The organism is Parasutterella secunda, assembly GCF_024733725.1.
In the GTDB taxonomy this organism is placed as follows: Bacteria; Pseudomonadota; Gammaproteobacteria; order Burkholderiales; family Burkholderiaceae_F; genus Aphodousia; species Aphodousia faecalis.
Window position 1 is genome coordinate 165,611 of the sequence record NZ_JANRHP010000004.1, and the last position, 21,138, is coordinate 186,748.

General features: G+C 50.4%; 18 protein-coding genes. 3 read left to right on the forward strand and 15 right to left on the reverse strand.

The genetic code is table 11. The annotated features are described in order from the left end of the window. Positions 1 to 63 precede the first annotated feature (63 nt). The 10 genes from NW199_RS05785 to NW199_RS05830 all read right to left on the reverse strand — a co-directional run bounded on the left by NW199_RS05785 (position 64) and on the right by NW199_RS05830 (position 10,207). Positions 64 to 936: a segregation and condensation protein A gene (locus NW199_RS05785; protein WP_258333914.1), complete on the reverse strand. Its 873-nt coding sequence runs from the start codon at positions 934 to 936 to the stop codon at positions 64 to 66. Positions 937 to 1,003: 67 nt separating this feature from the next. Further along, positions 1,004 to 2,623, reverse strand: a complete 1,620-nt coding sequence (locus tag NW199_RS05790) for an NAD-dependent malic enzyme (protein WP_258333915.1) — start codon at positions 2,621 to 2,623, stop codon at positions 1,004 to 1,006. A 74-nt stretch (positions 2,624 to 2,697) separates the two neighbouring features. Next, entirely contained in the window at positions 2,698 to 3,378 is a 681-nt protein-coding gene (ybgF, locus tag NW199_RS05795; protein WP_022472243.1) for a tol-pal system protein YbgF, read from the reverse strand. A 72-nt stretch (positions 3,379 to 3,450) separates the two neighbouring features. Next, the gene (gene pal / locus NW199_RS05800; RefSeq protein WP_022472244.1) at positions 3,451 to 3,927 is read right to left on the reverse strand and encodes a peptidoglycan-associated lipoprotein Pal; all 477 of its coding nucleotides are present in this window, start codon (positions 3,925 to 3,927) and stop codon (positions 3,451 to 3,453) included. 33 nt (positions 3,928 to 3,960) lie between these two features. Next, entirely contained in the window at positions 3,961 to 5,247 is a 1,287-nt protein-coding gene (gene tolB / locus NW199_RS05805; protein WP_258333916.1) for a Tol-Pal system beta propeller repeat protein TolB, read from the reverse strand. A gap of 133 nt (positions 5,248 to 5,380) precedes the next feature. After that, entirely contained in the window at positions 5,381 to 6,934 is a 1,554-nt protein-coding gene (gene purH, locus NW199_RS05810; protein WP_258333917.1) for a bifunctional phosphoribosylaminoimidazolecarboxamide formyltransferase/IMP cyclohydrolase, read from the reverse strand. 61 nt (positions 6,935 to 6,995) lie between these two features. After that, positions 6,996 to 7,304: a helix-turn-helix domain-containing protein gene (locus NW199_RS05815; RefSeq protein WP_022472247.1), complete on the reverse strand. Its 309-nt coding sequence runs from the start codon at positions 7,302 to 7,304 to the stop codon at positions 6,996 to 6,998. Between the two features lie 34 nt (positions 7,305 to 7,338). Further along, the gene (dusB, locus tag NW199_RS05820) at positions 7,339 to 8,322 is read right to left on the reverse strand and encodes a tRNA dihydrouridine synthase DusB (protein ID WP_258333918.1); all 984 of its coding nucleotides are present in this window, start codon (positions 8,320 to 8,322) and stop codon (positions 7,339 to 7,341) included. A gap of 172 nt (positions 8,323 to 8,494) precedes the next feature. Next, a complete protein-coding gene (locus NW199_RS05825) occupies positions 8,495 to 9,178 on the reverse strand; it encodes a nucleotidyltransferase family protein (RefSeq protein WP_258333942.1) in 684 nt (227 codons plus the stop codon). Positions 9,179 to 9,196: 18 nt separating this feature from the next. After that, entirely contained in the window at positions 9,197 to 10,207 is a 1,011-nt protein-coding gene (locus tag NW199_RS05830) for an aminoglycoside phosphotransferase family protein (protein WP_258333919.1), read from the reverse strand. 119 nt (positions 10,208 to 10,326) lie between these two features. On the opposite strand from NW199_RS05830, the gene NW199_RS05835 reads away from it, so the two are divergent. The 3 genes from NW199_RS05835 to rsmA are packed head-to-tail and all read left to right on the forward strand — an operon-like array spanning position 10,327 to position 14,820. Then, positions 10,327 to 12,693, forward strand: a complete 2,367-nt coding sequence (locus NW199_RS05835; protein WP_258333920.1) for an LPS-assembly protein LptD — start codon at positions 10,327 to 10,329, stop codon at positions 12,691 to 12,693. Beyond that, positions 12,677 to 14,023 carry a peptidylprolyl isomerase gene (locus tag NW199_RS05840; RefSeq protein ID WP_258333921.1) on the forward strand — a complete coding sequence of 449 codons (1,347 nt, stop codon included), beginning with the start codon at positions 12,677 to 12,679 and terminating at the stop codon, positions 14,021 to 14,023. Before NW199_RS05835 ends, NW199_RS05840 begins: the two co-directional genes overlap by 17 nt. 14 nt (positions 14,024 to 14,037) lie before the next feature. After that, positions 14,038 to 14,820, forward strand: a complete 783-nt coding sequence (gene rsmA / locus NW199_RS05845; protein ID WP_258333922.1) for a 16S rRNA (adenine(1518)-N(6)/adenine(1519)-N(6))-dimethyltransferase RsmA — start codon at positions 14,038 to 14,040, stop codon at positions 14,818 to 14,820. On the opposite strand, the gene NW199_RS05850 is transcribed toward rsmA, so the two are convergent. The 5 genes from NW199_RS05850 to lnt form a co-directional block, all read right to left on the reverse strand. Further along, on the reverse strand, positions 14,817 to 15,668 hold the full coding sequence (locus NW199_RS05850; protein ID WP_258333923.1) for a M48 family metallopeptidase: 852 nt from the start codon (positions 15,666 to 15,668) through the stop codon (positions 14,817 to 14,819). The two genes, rsmA and NW199_RS05850, sit on opposite strands and share 4 nt — an antisense overlap. Positions 15,669 to 15,689: 21 nt before the next feature. Further along, positions 15,690 to 16,457, reverse strand: coding sequence for a lysophospholipid acyltransferase family protein (locus tag NW199_RS05855; RefSeq protein ID WP_258333924.1), 768 nt, complete (start codon positions 16,455 to 16,457; stop codon positions 15,690 to 15,692). Positions 16,458 to 16,525: 68 nt separating this feature from the next. Beyond that, positions 16,526 to 18,616, reverse strand: coding sequence for a glycine--tRNA ligase subunit beta (glyS, locus tag NW199_RS05860; protein ID WP_249091493.1), 2,091 nt, complete (start codon positions 18,614 to 18,616; stop codon positions 16,526 to 16,528). Positions 18,617 to 18,631: 15 nt separating this feature from the next. Beyond that, positions 18,632 to 19,537, reverse strand: coding sequence for a glycine--tRNA ligase subunit alpha (gene glyQ, locus NW199_RS05865; protein ID WP_249091494.1), 906 nt, complete (start codon positions 19,535 to 19,537; stop codon positions 18,632 to 18,634). A 63-nt stretch (positions 19,538 to 19,600) separates the two neighbouring features. Further along, complete coding sequence (gene lnt, locus NW199_RS05870) at positions 19,601 to 21,133, reverse strand: apolipoprotein N-acyltransferase (protein ID WP_022472258.1); 1,533 nt, start codon at positions 21,131 to 21,133, stop codon at positions 19,601 to 19,603. Between the last annotated feature and the right edge of the window lie 5 nt (positions 21,134 to 21,138).

Sequence of the window (21,138 nt, forward strand, 5' to 3'; positions counted from 1 at the left end):
TGATTTTTTACAGTTTAATGAATTTGTATGAACAGAGAATTAAATTTTGAAAAAAATATTGAGTTAGGCTACGTTTTCACCTTCTTGCGAAGACAAACTCAAAAATTTCTTCGCACAATAGATCGGCGCATAGGGCGCAGCCTGAGTGATAGAAATCAAGCCTTCACGAGAGAGTTCAAGAATAGCTAAGAAACTCACAACTCTTTCCTGCATTGTGCCGTGATCTTGCACCAGTTCATCAAAACTGACAAATCGCTCTTGCTCGACCCGCTTAATAATCGCCGACATAAATTCATGAATTGAGAGCTCCTGTCGCGATACAGTGTGATTGATTTTTAAATTGGCATTCTTAACAACGCTTAACCAGACTCTTGCCAATTCCTGCGGTAAAACCTCCGGTTCCGGCGCCTCATCTTCCTCAATGGCGACGTAACCACGCCAGAAACCATCACCCATGGTTGGCAAAGCGTTGAGTAATTGAGCGGCGACTTGGATTTTTTCGTATTCAGCGACTTCTCTTAAAATGCGAGCGGTTGGATCCTCCTCTTCTTCATCATCGTCACTCACCGGCACCGGCAAAAGAAGCCTGCTTTTAATCATCATGAGATCGGCCGCCATAACGAGATAATCGCTTGCCAATTCCATATTCTGAGCGCGGATTTGCTCAACATACTCCATGTATTGATCTGTCACCGCAGCCACTGAAATTTCATTTAAGTCCAAGCGTTGTTTGCGGATCAGATACAGCAGTAAGTCAAACGGTCCCTCAAATGACTCCAAAAAAAGCCGCAAAGCTTCAGGCGGAATGTACAAATCATCCGGAAAATGCAGTAACGGCTCACCTTTTAGGCGAGCAACCGCCACCACGTCCTCAACGGCCGGAGTTGTATCAGGGATTAATTCGGGGGCGACGTCAATCAGAGCGTTCGGATTCACAGCGATTCTATTGAAAATAGGAGGCGGGGATTTATCCCCGCCCCGATATCAGCAGCCTATAAGCAGCTTAGTAAGCGGGCGTGTACATGCTCGCTTTAATCGCAGCATGCAAATCTTGCGGTTTTTCGATGCCGGCAAGTCCCTTTTCAAACGCGTATTCAGCCACCGCAACAGCAATTGCCTCAGAAATCGGGCGAATGTCATTGAGTGACGGATAGAGACTGCCGCGCTTGAGATCGTCTTCGCTGACAAGTTCTGCCAACTTACGAGCAGCGGCCAAGAACATGCCCGTAGGCATCGTCTTTGCCTTCACAAACGTGGCAGCGCGCCCCAAAGCCGGGAACACGTAGGAATTATTACCTTGACGCGGCACAAAGGTTTGACCGTTGTAGTTCACTGTGTCAAAGGGAGAGCCCGAAGCGAAGAGAGCTCGACCATCAGAGAATTGGTAAGCCATCTCGGCCGTGCATTCAGCCTTAGAGGTCGGATTAGAGAGTGCGAAGACGATCGGACGTTCGTTAATAGCACTCATTTCACCAATCACCATGGAGTTAAAGGCATTTTGCTGAGCGGCCACACCAACGATGGCGGTCGGACGCAACTGCTGAATGGCTTGCAGGAAACTTTCTGCGGGCTGAGCATCGTGAGCGAATTGACGCTTGTGAGCAGACAAGCCGGTTCTTTGCGCAACGACCAACCCCTTGGAGTCAAAGAGGAAGCAACGCGTGCGAGCTTCTTCGATAGAAATGCCTTCTTCATCAGCAATAGCTTCAGCAATCAGATTGGCAATACCGGTTGCGGCTTCGCCCGCTCCTAAGAAAAGCACTCGTTGATCGGCTAACTTACCGCCCGTTACACGCAAAGCGGAATAAAAGCCGGTCAAGGCCACACAGGCTGTCCCTTGAATATCGTCGTTAAAACACAGGCTCTTATCCTTCCAACGCCCGAGTAAACGGAAAGCGTTAGCGTTGCCGAAGTCTTCAAACTGAATGAGCACATTGGGCCAACGCTTGCGTGCGGCCATCATAAATTCATCAATCAATTCGTCATAGCAGGCACCGGCCACACGTTCCTGACGTAAGCCCATATAAAGGGGATCGGCTAGATAGGCAGGGTTATTGGTGCCAACATCAATCATCACCGGCAATGTTTTTTCCGGAGCAACACCGGCACAAGCCGTGTAAAGCGCAAGCTTGCCGACCGGAATGCCCATGCCGTTGACGCCTTGGTCACCCAAACCCAAAATACGCTGGCCATCGGTCACAACGATGACTTCGACATCATCTTGCTTGACGTTATCCAAAATCTTAAGAATTTGGCCCTTGTCTTTGATGGAAATGAAAAGCCCTCTGGCTTGCAGGAAATTGTGGCTGAATTTCTGGCACGCTTCACCAACCGTCGGCGTGTAGATAATCGGCATCACCTCTTCGATGTTATCGCACACCACTTTGAAGAAAAGCGTTTCATTGGTATTGTGCAGAGCATCGAGGTAGAAATAACGTTGGATGGGCAAGGGGAAGGTGCGCATGAAGGCCACCGAACGGCGAGCCTGTTCTTCAAGCGTTTCCACTCGGGAGGGCAAGAGGCCCCGAATACCCATTTGGTCTCTTTCTTCTTCGGTGAAAGCCGAACCGCGATTTTGAAGCGGATTACGCAGGATATCCTGTCCGCAGCGAGAGCAAGTCATTTTCAAGTATCTCAAAAGAAAAAACGAGGATTACTCCTCAGGAAAATACAAAGCTTAATTTTAGACTTTTCTTGTCAACCAAGTTTTTCAATTTGTGCCAAACGGCTCTTAGCGGTTTTGGCAGAGTCCGATTTCGGATAACGTTTGATCAGGGTATTGAGAGTCTTTTTAGCCTCATCAATCGCGCCGTCACTTAATTCCGCGGAAGCCTTCAGCAATAAAGCTTCGGGGGCTTTAGGCGAGCTCGGATAAACCCGGTACAAATTATTGGTTACCGTGATCGTGCTCTTGAAATTGTTGAGCGCATAGTAGGAGCTTGCGCGCCAGTAATCCACGTCGGCCATATAGGCAGACTTTGGCCACGTCTTTTTAAAGGTATTCAAGGCTTTCAGGCAATTGGAAAAATCACGATTTCTGAAAAGTTCCACCGCCTTTTCAAAGTCTCGACGCTCGGCAGGCTTCACGCTAATGACCCGACCGTTTAATTCAACACGGGCCGGCTCCACCTCCACCAACCGCTTATCCATCGTTTCAACCTGACGGGTGAGCTCCTGCATTTGACCGATCATGCGCTGGTTTTCCGCTCGAAGGGCTTCAACCTGTCCCATCAAATCAACCTGTGCACGCTGGCTGGCCTTTAATTGTTCACGCAATTCCAAAATGGCCGTTCTTGCTTCATCATCGGCGAAGGCCCAAGCCGTTCCCGTTTGAGCGGCCACGGCCAACATCATGACTGCCAATAAAGTTTGACGCATACTATCCTTAATTTCTAATCGGACCGAAAACAGAGCGCGCCCGATCAACGGGCGCCTGTCTCAAACAAATTCTTATTTGGTGCGATAGATAATATCGACACGACGATTTTGTTGATAAGACTCTTCATCGTGACCCATGGCACGCGGACGTTCTTTACCGAAACTCACGCTTTCCATGCGATCCGAAGGAACGCCTAAAAGTTGCAGGCGATTTTCAACGCTGTCGCTTCTTTTTTGACCAAGGGCCAAGTTGTATTCACGACCGCCTCGTTCGTCCGTGTTGCCTTCCAAAACGACCGTTGCGCTCGGGTGTGTAGCAAGATACTGAGCGTGAGCTTCAATCATTGCTTGTGATTCAGCCGGCACGGTGTAACTGTCAAAGGCAAAATAGATGCTCTGTTGGCTCAAAGGCGAATTGGGGTTAGAAAACGGGTCGCCGGCGTACTGAGCATCAGGACCGTTGGGGTTTAAATCTACGGACGAGCAACCGGTTAAAAGAGCACCGGCCAGACCTAAACTGACCAACAAAATTTTGCTTTTCAATTGCATTTAAAACTCCATCCAATAACTAAAAATTAAGTTTTACTGTAAAAGCGGTCCCCAAGAGGGTTCTCGGATATCACCGTTGGGACCGGTAAGGCGCGTCCTGACGCGACCGTCAAGGCTTACCGTTGCCAACACGCCGCGTCCGCCTTCTTCGGTGGCATAAACCAAAATCTTGCCATTCGGAGCAAAGGTGGGAGACTCATCACGCATCGTATCGGTCAAAACCAACTGTGTCCCTGTCAGCAAATCCAACAACGTCACACGGAAAGCCCCATTGAAGCGGGAGATGAAGGCGAGTTTATCTCCCTTGGGACTGATGGCTGGACTAATGGCGTACTCGGCACTATAGGTGATTCGTTCAGCAGCGCCTCCCGCCACAGCCTGACGGTAGATCTGAGGCGAGCCGCCGCGGTCAGATGTGAAATAGACGTATTGACCGTCGGGACTGAAAACCGGTTCGGTATCAATGCCCTGACTATTGGTGAAACGTCTGACATTCGTACCGTTTGTACTCATAAGGTAGATGTGCGTGCCGCCGCCCATAGACAAGGCCACAGCCATTGTCTTGCCGTCAGGGCTAAAAGCCGGAGCCGAATTATTGCCCTTGAAACTGGCGATTAAGCGGCGCTCTCCGGATCGAACATCATGCAAATAAATAACGGGCTTATTGGCTTCAAAGGACACATAGGTGAGCAGCAGTCCGTTGGGAGACCACATCGGAGAAATAATGGACTGATTACTCTTGAGCGCAGTCTGTGGATTGGCGCCGTCACTGTCGCTGACAACCAATTCGTATGACGCGGGTCCCCTTTGCAAAACGTAGGCCAAGCGCGAAGCGAAAATGCCTGACTCACCAGTGAGCCGCTCATAAGCAGCGTCCGCAATACGGTGAGCCGTCAAACGCAGATCGCCGCTACTGACCACAAACTGCTTTTCGTCAATCACTTTGTCCTCAACCGTACCAAACAGCCTGTAATTGACGCGATAGCGAGTATCGGGCAACTTTTCGATAGTGCCCATAACCAGTGCGGTCGCTCCCATCGTGCGCCAGAATTTAGCACGAGGCTTTTCGATATCCTCGGCCGGCAACTCACCCATTACTTTGAGTGCGCGAAAGGATCCGCTTCTTTCGAGGTCCGCGGTGACAACCGTTGACAAGTCCAACGGTGCGTTATTGGTTCCCTGAAATTGGGGGATGGCAATCGGCATTTGATTGGCACCCACCCCCGTAATTTCAATGCGAAGCTGAGCCCAAGCGGGCAAACTTGCCCCGGACACCAAACCGGCACCAGCGGCAAGCAACGTTCGACGGTTAATCTGCATGATCAATCCCTTAAAACGGATATCACAAAAAGTCAACTAAAGTGCTTTGATTTTAAAGCAAAAGAGGCGCCAGTCTGAGCGATTGGCGCCCTTTTTTTCGATTGGTTACGATTGACGTAACCAAACAGCCGAATTAGTGGCGGAAGTGACGTTCACCGGTAAAGACCATAACGATGCCGCGTTCGTCGGCAGCGTCAATGACTTCTTGGTCGCGGATCGAACCGCCCGGTTGAATCACACAGCTTGCACCGGCATCCACCACGACATCCAAACCGTCTCTAAACGGGAAGAAGGCATCGCTCGCGACTGCCGTATCCTTCAAACTTAATCCGGCTTCTTCGGCCTTAATGGAAGCGATTCGGGCAGAGTCCACACGGCTCATCTGACCGGCACCCACACCCATCGTCATGCCGTCTTTGGCAAAGACAATCGTGTTGGACTTCACAAACTTGGCCACACGCCAGGCAAAGAGCATGTCCTTGAGCTGTTGAGCCGTGGGCTGCTTCTTCGTTACCACGCGCAAAGCCTCTTCAGAGACCACTTGCAAGTCCGGCGTTTGCACGAGAAGGCCGCCGCCCACGCGCTTGAAGTCAAAGTCATTGTGATCGTCACCCATTTCAATCGTCAAAAGACGCAAATTGGGTTTCTTTTCGAGAATAGTCAAAGCGTCGGCATCAAAAGCAGGCGCCATGATCACTTCGGCAAATTGCTTGGAAATCATTTCAGCACAAGCGGCCGTTACCGGCGTATTGAATGCCAAAATACCACCGAAAGCGCTCTTTGAGTCTGTCTTAAAGGCCTTGGCATAAGCTTCAGCGCTATCAGCACCCACAGCTACACCGCAAGGATTGGCGTGCTTGATAATGACGCAAGCGGGTTCTGCAAATTGGCGAACAGCTTCCCAAGCCGCATCGCTGTCGGCAATATTGTTGTAGGACAAAGCCTTGCCGTGCAATTGTTTGTAGCTTGCCAAAAGGCCTTTACCTACATGCACTTCACGGTAGAAAGCCGCCTTTTGGTGAGGATTTTCACCGTAACGCATGTCCTGAACCTTCACGAATTGACGAGTGAAGCTTTCCGGGAAATCCTTCTTTTGCTTGTCTTCGTCCAAGGCCGTGAGGTAGTTGGAAATCATGGCATCATAGCGAGCGGTGTGGCAGAACACTTTCTTTGCTAAACGCAAACGGGTTTCGGCCGTCACTTCGCCCTTTTGCTTTAATTCTTCCAACACTGAGGAGTAATCGGCCGGATCCACAACGACTGCCACGCTTTCATGGTTTTTAGCCGCAGCGCGGATCATGGTCGGACCACCGATATCGATATTTTCAATGGCTTCTTCGAATGTGCAATCGGGTTTAGCGATCGTTGCCTCAAACGGATAGAGGTTCACAACAATGATGTCAATCGGATCAATGTTGTGGTCAGCCAAAGCTTTCATATGAGCCGGATCGGGGCGGCGAGCCAAAATACCCGCGTGGATCTTCGGATTGAGTGTTTTGACACGACCGTCAAGCATTTCAGGGAAACCTGTGTAATCGGCCACTTCCTGAACTTCGATTCCTGCCTGAGCGATCAGTTTGGCGGTACCGCCCGTGGAGAGCAGGTGATAACCCAAAGCGGCGAGTTCGCGAGCGAACTCCACGACTCCGGTCTTATCAGACACACTCAACAAAGCTTGTTTACGCATAATTGCTGTCCTTAAAAGTTAAAAAACGAAAAAACAAAACCTTCCGGCCCATCCTCAGCCATCAGATGAGCTTGTAAAACTGTAGCTTCTTGTGCAACGTGTTTCTGTTTATGCCGAGAAGCTGCGCCGCCGCACATTTATTGTGTCCCGTGCGTTTCATCACAAATTCAAGCAAGGGCTTTTCCACCGCTTGAATAACCATAGGATAGAGTTCGTGCTGCGGACGCATCCCGTTGAGCGTTTTGAAGTAACTTTGCAAATTACGAAGAACAGCCGCCTCAAGCGACTCATCTTGTTCGATTGTCGCAGGCTTCATCATCAACGGGTTTTCGGCCATCACTTCTTGTTTTTTGATTGTATCGGAAACCATATCAATGAACACAAAAGAGAGAAAAAATCGTTATTTATAACCAACCTTGCCGCTCGAAATAGTCAAGCAGGCATCTGCCCTGCATGAGAGCATCCGGTGCCTGACAGAGATCCGAGCGGACTTCTTCAAATCCGGGCCACCCCGTCAGATACCATAAAAGGTGCTTTCTAAAAGTCATCACAGCGACCGGCTCGGGGTAACACTCAAAGTGCCACCGTCTGTGCGACAGTATCGCCTCCACTTTCTCCTTATGGGAAAGCTCAAAAGGCACGCCGCTTCGAAGCGTTTCTTTTATTTCTTTAAAAAGCCAAGGTCGCCCCAGCGCCGCGCGACCGATCATCACGGCCTGAGCACCGGTGTAGCGCAAAACGGCCGAAGCTCGATTGGCATCGGCAATATCGCCGTTGGCCACCACCGGGATTGTCAGTTCAGAGGCTACTTGGGCAATGGTGTCGTACTCGACCTGACTTTCAAACGCCCCGGCCCTTGTTCTGCCATGAACAGTAAGCATCGCAAAACCGGCTTCCTCGGCCCAGTGTCCCACTTGAAGCGCATTTTTATGCGCTTCATCCCACCCGGTTCGGCACTTTAAGGTCACAGGAACCGCGCATTTCTGCGATACCTCGCCCAACGCTTCTAAAATTTTCCGGGCTTGTGTTTCTTCGCGCATTAGGGCAGAGCCACAGGCTACATTACAGACCTTTTTGGCCGGACACCCCATGTTGAAATCAATGACCTCAGCGCCCGCCTCAACTGCCCAATGAAACGCTTCGCTAAGTGCAACCGGATCAGCCCCCAAGAGTTGCACGACCCGAGGGCACTCCTTATCAAAAAATTTCAACCTGGCTAAGGTTTTGCGGCTATTTCGCAATTGAGGGGCACTGGCGAGCATTTCGCCTACCGCATAATCGGCACCGAATTGGCGGCACAAACGCCTAAAAGGCGCGTCCGTCACTCCGGCCATGGGTGCTAGAAAAAGCACACCGTCAATACGGTACTGTCCTAAATTAAAACCCATCAGGAAATTTCGCCCACAAAAACGCCACCGTATGGGTAGCCAGCAATGGTGTTATTTTAATAATGTTGCTCATTTTTTGAGCAACATTCCCGATTTTCTGATTCAAAACAAACTATCCGTAGAAAAATAGCTATCCGGATTCAATATATTGTGTTAGAAAAATAAAAAGCCTCTATTTTGAAAATTTTTGTCCCAAAACTTCGAGCGCCTGAGGCGTTCCGACATTTTCCCAAAAACCGGTATAAACCTCCCCGCTCACGCGGCCGGCTTCAATGAATTGATCCAACCAGGGGAAAAGTTTGGCAAAAACAATCGGGACCTCGCGGAAAATTCGGGGCGAAAAAAGACCGATGCTCGAATAGGTATACGACCGAGCGTTTCTCGTCACAAGGCCACGGACCAACCCCATGTCGCCTTCAGGATGAAAATCCGGATTGGGCACCAAAATCAAATGAGCATCCAACTGTCCTTCGCGGATTCGTTGAGCGGGTTTATCTAATAGAGTGGAAAAATCAAAGTCCGTCGCAATGTCACCCGCCACCACAATAAAAGGCTCCTCCCCTTCACTTAAAAGAGGAAGAGCTTTGGCGATGCCTCCGAGCGTCTCGAGCGACTCATCGTATGTTTGACCTTCAACGGAATAGTGAATATCAGCCCCCCGATAATGTGTCCCCAAGGCCGGCAGAAATGTTTCTGACAAATGAGCCGTATTGATCACTATTTGATTAATACCGGCTCGAACCAAACCGTCAACGGACCAATCGATAAGACGCCTGTCACCAGCCCTTAGTAATGGCTTTGGCAACTGATCGGTTAGGGGCCGCATACGCTTGCCGCGGCCTGCAGCCAAAATCATCGCTCGCACAACCGACTCCTAGAAAGTGTAGCCGTACTGAGGCACACTGTCTTCAATCTGGTCAACCAAGAAAAGAAGCGCCTTTAATTCATCATAACGGTGTGCTGTCTGACGAACGTAATTGATGAAACGCGGAGTATCGGCCAAGTATTTGGGCTTATTGTCGCGATAATTTAAGCGCGCAAAAATGCCCAAAATCTTCAAATGGCGCTGCAATCCCATCCACTCGACATCCTTCCAGAAAACACCGAAATCCTGCGGCACGGGAATGCCGGCCTGACGAGCTTTTTCCCAATAGCGAATAGTCATGTCAATGACAAAAGTTTCACCCCAGCTGATGAAAGCGTCACGCAAAAGAGAGGCAATGTCGTAAGAAACAGGACCATAGAGCGCATCCTGATAATCAAGGATGCCCGGGCCGCCTTCGGGCACTACCATTAAGTTGCGGGGCATATAGTCGCGGTGCACAAATACTTTGGCTTGAGAGAGATTGTTTTGCAAAATTCGTTCAAAGCACACTTTGAGCAAAGCGCTTTGACGTTCATCCAAAGTCTTGTTGCGATGCTTGGCGATGTACCACTCGGGGAATAAATTCAATTCACGCGTAAGCGTTGCCCGGTCATACTCGGGTAAAACACCCGGTTCTGAAATACTTTGCCATCTCACAAGCGCGTCAATGGCTTCTGTCATCAATTCCCGTGCATTGTCTTCATTGAGAACATCCAAGTAAGTCTTGTGGCCTAAATCACTTAATAATAAGAAACCTTGCTCGGGATTTTGCTCGTAGATATGCGGTACGGTGAGCGCGGCCTTCTCAAAAAGAGAAGTCACTCGGATAAAGGGACGAACATCTTCATGAGCGGGCGGCGCATCCATCACAATGAAGGTTTTACCGTTTTGATCGGCTACACGAAAATAGCTTCTAAAGCCTGCGTCTGAACTGGCCGGAGCCTCGCTTTCAACGTTTAAAGCGTACTTGGAAGCGATACCGGACAACCACTCGCGGCGCTCATTTTGACGATCCGTCATGTCTTTCCCCATTTTTCTTTCACTTTGATGGGCGAAATTATGACACGGAGAGCGAAGAGCGCCAAACGCTTCGGCTATAATGGGCGAGTACTGTTTGACGAACCTAATTCATTCATTTCATGTCGGATTTTTCCAAAAACCCTTCGAAAGGGCTGCCCGCACTCAAAATCCTGAGTGTGGCGTGTGCGTTTGCCTGCGCAACTTACGCCCATGCACAAACCACGGATGGCGTTCGCCTGAGAACGGCAGGTTCACTTGATGACTCCCCACAAGTTGTTAACGAAAACAGCGCCAGTTTCATTTCGGCTGACCGAATGGAAACCACGGATGACCAGATTGTGCTCTCGGGCGACGCGGAAGTTCGTCGTGCCGGAACGGTCATTCGAGGCGACAACATTACCTACACACAGTCGACTGACACGGTGGATGTGAAAGGAAACGCTGTGGTCACTCGTGCCGGTGCCCGTTTTGCTGGCCCCGAACTCAATTACCAAATTGAAACTGAAACGGGTGAAATGCAGGACGCAACCTATGAGTACGCCGCTCGCCGCATCCAGGGAAAAACAAAGTACGCACGATTTGAAAGCGGTCAGTCCACACAATTGCGCGAAGCCACGCTTTCAACCTGCAAACCCGGCAGCAAAGCCTGGTGGATTGAAGCCGACACGCTCACGATTGATGAAACCAACAACATGGCCACCGCCCATGATGTGAGTTTTCACTTGGCGGGGCTGCCCGTCTTAGGTACGCCTTATGCTTTCTTCCCTGTGGGCACTGACCGTCAAAGCGGTCTTCTGACTCCCACCGTTGGCATGAGTTCCGATTTGGGATTTGACTATGCGCAACCTATCTATTGGAACATCGCGCCGAACTACGACTACACATTCACGCCTCGCATTATGGGTAAGCGCGGCATCATGCTCGGCAATGAATTCCGATTCTTAACGGAAAACATGGGCGGCACCTTGACCTATGATTGGTTGCCTGACGACCGTCATGAAGACAGAAGCCGCTACGGGGCTCGAGTAGACGCCTGGGCCAAATGGAATGATTTCCACTTTGATGTGGATTACAACCGCGCAAGCGACGGTGACTTCTTAAACGACTTCTCCAGTAACCTCAGTGAAGGCGACAACGCCATCTTGCCGCAGGACTTTTCCGCCAAGTACAGCAAGGATTTCTGGACGGCCTCTTTGAGTGTGCGTAAAAACCAAGTCCTCGAACGTGATCATCACGATCCGGTGGACCGCCCGTATGAGAAAGTCCCGGAATTTAGCTGGAACGCCTACTACGCAGACTTCTACGGTTTTGAAATTTCAAGCACTTTGGAAGCCACCCGCTTTAAGCACCGCGACAAAGACTTTAAGCCTGAGGGCGATCGCTTCTACATGAACCACTCCATCGCTTATCCGATGAGAGGCTCTTATTGGTTCTTCACGCCCAAGGCCATGTTGACCGGTGTTTCCTATAACCTCACGGGACTCAACAACCTTGATCGCGATTTCCGAAACACCGTGGGTTATGAAAAGAATTCCCACTTTGTGGTGCCGACATTTAGTTTGGATACGGGCCTGATCTTTGAGCGAGAGGCCTCTTGGTTCGGTCAGGATGCCACCCAGACGTTTGAGCCGAGACTCTTTTACGTCTACACACCGTACCGTGACCAAAGCAAGATGCCAGTGTTTGACAGCTCTTACATGGATTTAAGTTTCGGCAGCTTTTTCATGGAAAATGCCTTCACGGGCCACGACCGAGTTTCTGAAGCCAATCAGGTGTCGCTTATCCTGACGTCTCGTTACTTGGATCGCAAATCCGGTCAAGAGTTATTCAGCGCCTCTATCGGCCAGCGTTACTACTTCTCCGATCAAGAGGTTGCCTTAAATCGCTACACCATTGATGACTGGTACAACTATCGCAACGGCACTCGCAGTACTGAAGGTATAAATAAAGGAAGCCACAGTGACTACCTCGGTAATATCACGGCTCATTTAACGAAGAATATTGTGGCTTCGACAACTGCTCAATACTCAACAAGCGAAGATCGCTTCACGCGTATTAATGCCGGCATTCGTTGGCAGCCGAAGCCTTCTGCTGTGGTGGGACTTTATTACCGCTATGACGATCGTTCAACCTCATACATAGATGAAGACGACCGTATCAAACAAATCGACTTGGGTGTTCAGTGGCCGCTTACCAATTCACTCTACGGTCTTGCACGCTACAATTACGCGCTTGATGAAAGTAAACCTGTTGAAATGCTGGCCGGAGTTGAATACGTCGCCGATTGCTGGGCTTTGCGCTTAGTCGGCCAACGCACACTCGATAGCGAAGACAGGTACGATACGACCTTCTTCATCCAATTGGAATTGACGGGCTTGGGCTCTATCGGCTCTGACCCGATCGAAGAACTGCGCCGTGCCATCCCGGGCTATCGGCCTACGACAGACCAACCCGGTGCAGCCGGACTTTATGACTATTATGAATAAGATGAAATACCTGGCGCTGCTTGCCGCCTTTTCCGCAAGCGTATGTGTGGCTCAAACCGCTAGCACCAAGACGGCCACCTCTGAGCCGCAGGTTCTCAATGCCGTGGTCGCGGTTGTAAATAACGACGTGATCACCACGGGGGAACTCGCCGAGCGTGCTCACTCGGCCGCATTGAACCTCAGACGCCAGAAGATTCAATTGCCTCCGATGCCTCAGCTGCGTGCTCAGGTTCTTGAGCAACTCATTTTAGAGCGCGCCATCTCCCAGCGTGCCCGTGAAACCGGTATTCGTGTTGATGACGGCGTTGTCAATGCCACTATTGAACAAATCGCCGCACAAAACAAAATTACCGTTGCCGAATTGCGCCGCCGCTTGTCACTCGATGGGGTGACATTCCCGCAATTTAGAGAAGAAATTCGCTCCCAGATTGTGGCTCAACGCTTGCGTGAACGCGAAGTCGATGAAGAAATTAAGATTCCTGAAAGTGAAATCGATGCGTTCTTAGCCGATCAAGCGGGCTACAACATTAACGATACGATTGAGTACAACATTTCACACATCTGGATTCCGACCTCTGACGGCATGAGCACCGAAGAGCTCAACAACGCCCGCGATACAGCCGAAGACATTTTGGATCGTGCCCGTGACGGAGAAGACTTCGGACAGCTCGCCGCCTCTTTCTCTAGAGCGCCTGATGCTTTGGATGGCGGCAACCTTGGTTGGAGAACGCTGTCACAGATGCCGACCGCCCTGTCTACCGCGGTTCGCGAAGCTAGACAGAATTCATCTAAGATCGCCATGAATGTCAGCTCTGACGGCTACTACATCGTCAAAGTCAATGACCGTCGCGACGGTGTTCAAACGAAACTCGCCGGCGGCCCGGTTACCCAGACACACGTTCGCCACATCCTGATGGCCGTGACCCCGGTGACCGATGAAGCAACCGTTTTAAACCGCTTAAACGACATTCGTAAGCGTTTGGTGCAAAACAAAGAAGACTTCGCCACCCTCGCCCGTTTGCATTCCGTGGACGGTTCCGCCACACGCGGCGGTGACTTAGGTTGGGTACAGCCCGGCGATACGGTTCCTCCTTTTGAAGAAGCCATGAATCGTTTGCAGCCCGGCGAAATCAGTCAACCGATTAAGACTCAATACGGCTACCACATTATCCAAGTGCTCGATCGCCGTGAAGAAGCGATGAACGCCGAGCGCATGCGCTACATGGCGCGTCAAATTCTTCGTCAAAGAAAATTGGCTGAAGCCACGGCCACTTGGCAGCGTGAATTGCGTGACCGCGCCTACGTTGAAATTCGCCGCGACGAACTCTAAAGGACTTGGGAAACATGCAAAACGGATTAGCCGGGCATCGTGCTCGTAAACGCTTCGGACAGAACTTCCTGCATGATGAGCATTGGATTGAGCGCATTGCGCGCACCATTGATGCCAAGCCCGGCGAAACCGTTGTCGAAATTGGTCCGGGCCAGGCAGCGCTTACCCGCAAAATGATTGCAGATGCTGGGCACGCCACGGCTATTGAAATTGACCGCGATTTAGCGGCCTGGTTAAAAGAAACTTTCCCCGAAACGCTGACATTGATTGAAGCGGATGCTTTGAAATTGGATTGGAATAAAGTTCATCCGGGAAAAGCACTGCGCATTGTCGGCAATCTCCCCTACAACATTTCCAGCCCCCTGCTTTTTCATCTGATGACAGTGGCCGATCGTGTGATAGACCAACACTTCATGCTTCAAAAAGAAGTGGTTGATCGCATGGTGGCTACGCCCGGCAGCAAAGTTTACGGGCGCCTCTCTGTCATGTTGCAGTACCGCTACCGCATGCAGAAAATGTTTGATGTGCCGCCCGGGGCCTTCACCCCGGCTCCTAAGGTGACGAGTTCCATTGTGCGCATGGTTCCCAAAAAAGTAGACGAACTCTTGCCGGTGGATCTTGAGCGCTTTGCCGTCATTGTAGCGGCGGCCTTTAATCAGCGCAGAAAAACACTTCGCAATGCTTTGGCAAAACTTCTGACTGAAGAAGATATTAAAAAGGCAGGCGTTGATCCTGCCCTTCGAGCCGAAGCGCTTGATGTTGAAGCTTTTGTGAGATTAGCTCGCATCAATGCTTAAAAGGGCAGCGTCGGCATATAGACGCCCTTTAAAGCCCGGCGAGCACTTTCGTAGTTCGGATAAATTTCTCCCACTCGCATCCAAAAGCGAGCGCTGTGATTCATTTCATCCAGATGAGCCAATTCATGCGCAATCACATAATCAATTAAAGTCGGCGCCAAATGAATCAGTCGCCAGTTAAGTCTGATGCGCCGATCCGAACTACAAGAGCCCCAACGTCCTTTGGCGCTCGATAAACCCCAGCCGCTATAGCTGACCAAAGCGCGATCGGCGATAACCTTTATCCGCCCTCCCAAATAACGCTCTGCTTCCTTTTTAAACCACACCTGAACCCAATCCTTGACACGATCCTCTTCAGTGTCTTTCGCGGCATTCACAATCAGTTCTCGCTCTGTCTTTCCTTCGGACAAAAATACACTTCGTGCCGCGGGCTCAAGGCGCAACTTCAAAGGTTCTCCCAAATAAGGCAATTGGGCTCCGTCAACAAAGTGCACGGTTTGCATTCTCAACTCTTTTTGCCAATTACCGAACTCGGTGAGTTTTTTCTGAATCCAACCCTCTTTTTCCTGAAGCATTCTTTCGATTTCAGCCACCGACACCCATCTTGGCGCCCGAACCGTTACGCCCCGTTCATCCACAATAAAGCCCACCGTTTTTCTTTTGGCGCGCTCCAAGTGATAAGAAAAAACAGGCGTCAGATCGAAACCCTTTTTCTCTCCGATGGGTTGGGCGTGCATTTGAGAAAGAACATCGGGAATACTCGGCTGCGATTTAAGTGTGTCAACCGAATGCGTGTCTTTGTCCGCCTCATCACCATGCGTGAAAAAATCAAATGCCAGTTGTCTCACAATGTTTGTCCCAACAGTCAATCAGGCTTGCGTTTTCCCGTCAAACTCACTGGTTTCTTTGTTCCCGTAAAGCACGGGCGAAATCACATGCATTTCACCTTCGATCCAATTAACAAGCTTGGCTTGCACCTCTTCAAAGCTACGCCCTTCGGTCTTAATCATTGGACCCACAGAAACCGTAATTAAGCCGGGCGTTTTCGAAATGGAATTGCGCGGCCAGCACTCACCCGAATTCAAGGCAATCGGAATAATCGGTGTTGAAGTGGCCACGGCAAAGCGGGCGCCTCCTGACTTATAGTGCGTTTTAACACCGGGCGCCGTACGGGTGCCTTCCGGAAACATCGCTAACCACCAACCCCGCTTCATGAAATCCTTTCCTTGATTCATGAATTGCTCATAAGCTCGAGAGCCCTTTTTACGGTCAATGGCCATCATGTGCAAGGTGGCCAAAGCCTGACCGAAAACGGGCACGTAATGCAGTTCTTTTTTATAAACGAAACTTGCCTGGTGGGGAATTAAGGAGGCCAATGCAAAGATATCCCAAGCGGATTGGTGCTTGGAGAGAACCAAAACAGATGTACCGTCTGTGGGGAAGTTTTCCGTTCCCTTGAATTGATACCGCATCCCGCAAATTATTTCCCCCATTTTGAGCATAAACCGTGCCCAACTGACGGCTAACTGATAGCGCAGGGAAACGGAGGCCGGATACAAAATGATCAAGGCGATTGCCAAAGGAATCAGCGTAATCGCCAAAACAATGTAATAAATCCAACCGCGGATTGTTGACATATTTCTTCCCCAATACAGCAAAAGGCCCCGCTTACGGAGCCTTTCGCCTTAATACATTTCAGAATGTACTACTTTGCCAAACGAGAAAGCTCGGCCACCATGTTCATTGTACGATGCAAACGCAATAAGAGGGCCAAACGATTGGCTCGTACTTGAGCATCCTCTACATTGACCATGACATCTTCAAAGAAGCGGTCAACCGGCGCCTTCATCGGAGCCAAGCTCTTCAAAAGCTCGGTGTAGCGGCAAGCTTCATAATCAGCCTTGGCACGCGGCTCAGCTTCGCAAAGCGCGGCATAGAGCGCTTTTTCAGCCTCAGAGTCAAATAGCGCAGCATCCACGACATCGGTTTGCGGAGCGCTCTTTTTAATAATGTTGCCGATTCGCTTATTGGCGGCAGCCAGCGCTTCCGCTTCAGGCAATTGAGCAAATGCACGAACGGCTTCCAAGCGGGCCGGCACATCCAACACCATCGTGGGATGCGTGGCCAACACGGCATCAACTTCCTGAGCGCTGTAACCCTTGTCTTTAAACATCACACGGATGCGGTCTTCAAAGAAGGCTAAGAGCTCGCTTCTTGCGTCTTGAATGTTAGCAACCGACTTCATCGCTTCGTAGCCGATGTCGACCAAATCCGTAATCGCCACATTCAAGCGCTTTTCGATGAGCATACGAAGCACACCCAAGGCATGACGGCGCAGGGCAAACGGATCCTTGTCACCGGTGGGCATTTGACCGATACCGAAAAGACCGGAAAGGGTTTCCAATTTATCGGCCAAGGCCACAGCCAAGCTCACAGGCGTTGACGGCAGGGCGTCGCCAGCAAAGCGCGGCTGATAGTGTTCACGAATGGCAAGCGCCACATCTTTAGATTCTCCGTCATGCAAGGCATAGTATTCACCCATAATGCCCTGAAGTTCCGGGAATTCACCCACCATTTGCGTCAACAGGTCAACTTTAGCCAATTGAGCGGCACGCACCGCTTCTTCACGGTTAGCACCAATCAGATCCGCAACCTTCGCGGCAATAGCCTTGACGCGTTCAACACGTTCGGCTTGCGTACCCAACTTATTGTGATAAACCACGTTCTTTAAAAGCGGAATACGGCTTTCTAACGTTTGCAAGCGGTCTTGATCATAGAAGAACTTCGCATCGGCCAAGCGGGCACGCACCACGCGGGCATTACCGGCACTGATTTCCACACCGCCATCCTTGGCTTCCAATTGAGATACCAAGAAGAAGCGGTTCATCAAGCGGCCCTTTTCATCCTGTACGGCAAAATACTTTTGATTTTGCTGCATGGTAAGAATCAAGCACTCTTGAGGCACCTTCAAAAATTCTTCTTCAAAGCTGGACTGGTAGATAACCGGCCATTCGGTCAACGCCGTCACTTCGTCGATCAAATCTTCAGGCATGATCGCTTCGCCGCCGATGGCGCGGGCCCCTTCGACCACATCGTGGACAATCTTTTCACGACGCTTGGCAAAAGAAGGCATCACCTTGGCTTCGGTCATCATTTGATCTTCGTAACCGTCGGCCGAGCGCAAAGAAATGAGCTCATGCGTGTGGAAGCGGTGACCGCTAGTCAAGCGATCCGCCTTTAAGCCCAAAAGCGTCACAGGCACTACGTCTTCGCCATAAAGAGCAACCAAGTGCTTGGCCGGGCGAACAAAAGAAACCGTCGTCGTGCCATCGGCCAACTGATAGTGCATCACTTTCGGAATCGGAAGATTAAAGGCTGCGGCATCCAGTGCCGTTTGCAAACCATGAACCAATTCCACACCGGGACGGATACCTTCGTAAAAGAGTTGTTCGTTTTTGCCGTCATTGACGCGCTTTAAGCTCTTTACATCGGCAACGATTCCCAACGCCTTCATCTTCTTTTCAAGAGCGGGGGTGGGATTGCCGTCAGCATCCAAACCCACCTTCACAGGAACGAGCTTTTGCTTAAAGGCTTCATCGGGCGACTTGGCTAAAACACCCGTCACCAACGCGGCCAAGCGGCGCGGAGAACCATAAACAGTTGTTTGGCTCCCCTCTTCCAAAAAGTGCTGAGAGGCTAAGCTCTTCGTTAAGTTTTGCGCAAACGCTTCGGAGAGTTTCTTGAGTGCCTTCGGCGGCAACTCTTCGGTTTGCAATTCCACTAACAAACTGGTCATTTTTTCACTTGCCTCTTAGGAATTCTTTTTCAACATCGGGAAGCCCAAACGTTCACGGGCATCATAGTAGCTCTGAGCCACGGCACGGCTGATCGTACGAATACGAGCAATGTAGGCAGCGCGTTCGGTCACGCTGATGGCGCCGCGCGCGTCCAAAAGATTAAAGGTGTGGCCGGCTTTAAGCACCATTTCATAGGCAGGCAGCGCCAAATTCAAATCCATCATGCGCTTGGCTTCACCTTCGAAATAATCGAACTGCTTCAAAAGCTTTTCAGGATCGCTGGCTTCAAAGTTGTAGTGGCTTTGTTCCACTTCGTTTTGATGGAACACGTCACCGTAGGTCAGCGTGCGGGTTGAACCGTCCGCATCTTGCCAACGGGTATAAACCAAATCAAAGACGTTGTCGCAGTTTTGCAGATACATCGTCAAGCGTTCAAGCCCGTAGGTGATTTCACCGGTGATGGGCTTACATTCCAAACCGCCCACTTGTTGGAAGTACGTAAATTGCGTCACTTCCATGCCGTTCATCCAGATTTCCCAACCCAGACCCCAGGCACCGAGTGTTGGGTTTTCCCAGTTATCTTCCACGAAACGGATATCGTTGATCTCAGTGTCGACACCCAAAGCACGGAGGCTGCCCAAATACAAATCCACAATATTCGTGGGGGCGGGCTTTAACACCACTTGGAATTGATGATGTTGGTGCAAACGGTTGGGGTTTTCGCCATAACGAGCATCTTTCGGACGGCGGGAGGGCTGCACATAAGCAGCGCGCCACGGCTCCGGTCCCAAAGCTCTTAAAAAGGTCGCCGTGTGCGAAGTACCGGCCCCCACTTCCATATCAATCGGTTGCAAAAGCGCGCAACCTTGTTGATTCCAATACTGCTGCAAACGCAGGATGACTTCCTGAAATGTAATCATCGGTCCAATCCAAAAATTGAGAAATCGGTTAAGGGATTATCCAATCCCGAAAATTTTTTAATTTTAGCCCTTTTGAAGCCGTTTTTCGGCGAACGTACAGATAAAAGCGGCAATTAACATCAAAAAGGCGAGAATGACAGCCGGCCAGTCGCCCCATTTAACATAGGGAGTGGCTTCTCCTTTCATCGTTGTCACGGTTACGTCCATCGTGGCATCAATGTCCGTCGCCAAGCGCTTCACAACAACGCCATGCGCATCCACATAAGCGGTTTCGCCGCTATTGGTCACGCTCAAAAGCGGTCGCGCGGTTTCAAGCGCACGCATCTGAGAAATCTGTAAATGCTGACTGGCGGCCTTTACTGGTCCAAACCACTTCAAATTTGAAAGGTTAATGAGAAGTTCGGGCGAAGCATGATCCCAAGCCCGAATCCATTCGCTGCCAAATAAGTTTTCGTAGCAAAGGTTCACCGCCACACTGTGGCCTGCGAAATTCATTGCCAATTGTGATTCGTTACCCGGTTGCAAATCCGTCATCGGGATGCGCATCGCATCAATAAACCAACGGAATCCCCATGGAACGAACTCACCAAACGGAACTAAATGATGCTTTTGATAAAGGGACAGATCCCCCTTTTCATCCAGCGCAATCGCCGCGTTGCTGTATTGTCCGTCAGAGAGCCAAAACGCGTTAAAAAGCAGGGACTTTTTCTCTGACTTCACCCATTGAAGAAGTCTTTCTTTTTGATCATTCGGAAACTGCTGCCACGCTAACGGATAGGCAGACTCAGGGAGAATCACCGCGTCCACCGAAGCCTTTTCCACTTTGACGTTATCCAAGTAAAAATACATTTCGTCAAAGCGTTCACTCATTGACTGCTGCAAAAGGCGCGGCTCTAAATTGGGTTGCACCAAACGAACGGTCATCTCTCCCGAAGGTTCACTCCAAACGATTTGTTTGCCTGCCATCGACAAAAGCAATACGGAGAAAATCGTAATGCCGCAGGCTGCCACATAAATCCACTTTCCTTTCAGCGCCCAAATAGCTCCAATTAAGCCAGCGATCCACACAAGGCCCAAGAGCACACCAAAGCTTCCGATAAAAGGAGCCAAACCGGCAAGCGGCCAATCGACGATCGCATAGGCGGGATTAAGCCACGGGAAACCCGTAAGCAACCATCCGCGCACCCACTCCAATAACGTAAAGGCAGCGGGAAGAGCCAGCGCCATACGAACAATAGGGTTGGAAACAAACTTAACCACTAACGCAAAGGCAACGGTTGGAAAAAGCGCCAGGGCTAAAGAAAAGACGCAGGTGGTCACATAGGTCCATTCCAGTGGCATATAGCCATAGTGGTACATGCTGTAATAGACCCAGCTGATGCCGGTCACAAACCAACCGAAACCGAAAGCCATCCCCCAAAGCACGGCATGCGAGACTTTTTCCGTAACGCCCACGATATAGAAAATCAAAATGAGGGCGGCTAACGCAAATAAGGGGGTGTTGGCCGGCGCAAAGGCGCTCGCAAGCGACGCACCGCTTGCTAAACTCAAGCCCAACCGATAAACATAGTATTTTTTCTCAGGGGATAACAGCATCACGT

Excerpts from the sequence above, each read along its gene's own strand:
- NW199_RS05790 (WP_258333915.1), bottom strand. The coding sequence starts at position 2,623 with ATGACTTGCTCTCGCTGCGGACAGGATATCCTGCGTAATCCGCTTCAA.
- ybgF (WP_022472243.1), bottom strand. The coding sequence starts at position 3,378 with ATGCGTCAAACTTTATTGGCAGTCATGATGTTGGCCGTGGCCGCTCAA.
- pal (WP_022472244.1), bottom strand. The coding sequence starts at position 3,927 with ATGCAATTGAAAAGCAAAATTTTGTTGGTCAGTTTAGGTCTGGCCGGT.
- tolB (WP_258333916.1), bottom strand. The coding sequence starts at position 5,247 with ATGCAGATTAACCGTCGAACGTTGCTTGCCGCTGGTGCCGGTTTGGTG.
- purH (WP_258333917.1), bottom strand. The coding sequence starts at position 6,934 with ATGCGTAAACAAGCTTTGTTGAGTGTGTCTGATAAGACCGGAGTCGTG.
- NW199_RS05815 (WP_022472247.1), bottom strand. The coding sequence starts at position 7,304 with ATGGTTTCCGATACAATCAAAAAACAAGAAGTGATGGCCGAAAACCCG.
- dusB (WP_258333918.1), bottom strand. The coding sequence starts at position 8,322 with ATGGGTTTTAATTTAGGACAGTACCGTATTGACGGTGTGCTTTTTCTA.
- NW199_RS05825 (WP_258333942.1), bottom strand. The coding sequence starts at position 9,178 with ATGATTTTGGCTGCAGGCCGCGGCAAGCGTATGCGGCCCCTAACCGAT.
- NW199_RS05830 (WP_258333919.1), bottom strand. The coding sequence starts at position 10,207 with ATGACGGATCGTCAAAATGAGCGCCGCGAGTGGTTGTCCGGTATCGCT.
- NW199_RS05835 (WP_258333920.1), top strand. The coding sequence starts at position 10,327 with ATGTCGGATTTTTCCAAAAACCCTTCGAAAGGGCTGCCCGCACTCAAA.
- NW199_RS05840 (WP_258333921.1), top strand. The coding sequence starts at position 12,677 with ATGACTATTATGAATAAGATGAAATACCTGGCGCTGCTTGCCGCCTTT.
- rsmA (WP_258333922.1), top strand. The coding sequence starts at position 14,038 with ATGCAAAACGGATTAGCCGGGCATCGTGCTCGTAAACGCTTCGGACAG.
- NW199_RS05855 (WP_258333924.1), bottom strand. The coding sequence starts at position 16,457 with ATGTCAACAATCCGCGGTTGGATTTATTACATTGTTTTGGCGATTACG.
- glyS (WP_249091493.1), bottom strand. The coding sequence starts at position 18,616 with ATGACCAGTTTGTTAGTGGAATTGCAAACCGAAGAGTTGCCGCCGAAG.
- glyQ (WP_249091494.1), bottom strand. The coding sequence starts at position 19,537 with ATGATTACATTTCAGGAAGTCATCCTGCGTTTGCAGCAGTATTGGAAT.
- lnt (WP_022472258.1), bottom strand. The coding sequence starts at position 21,133 with ATGCTGTTATCCCCTGAGAAAAAATACTATGTTTATCGGTTGGGCTTG.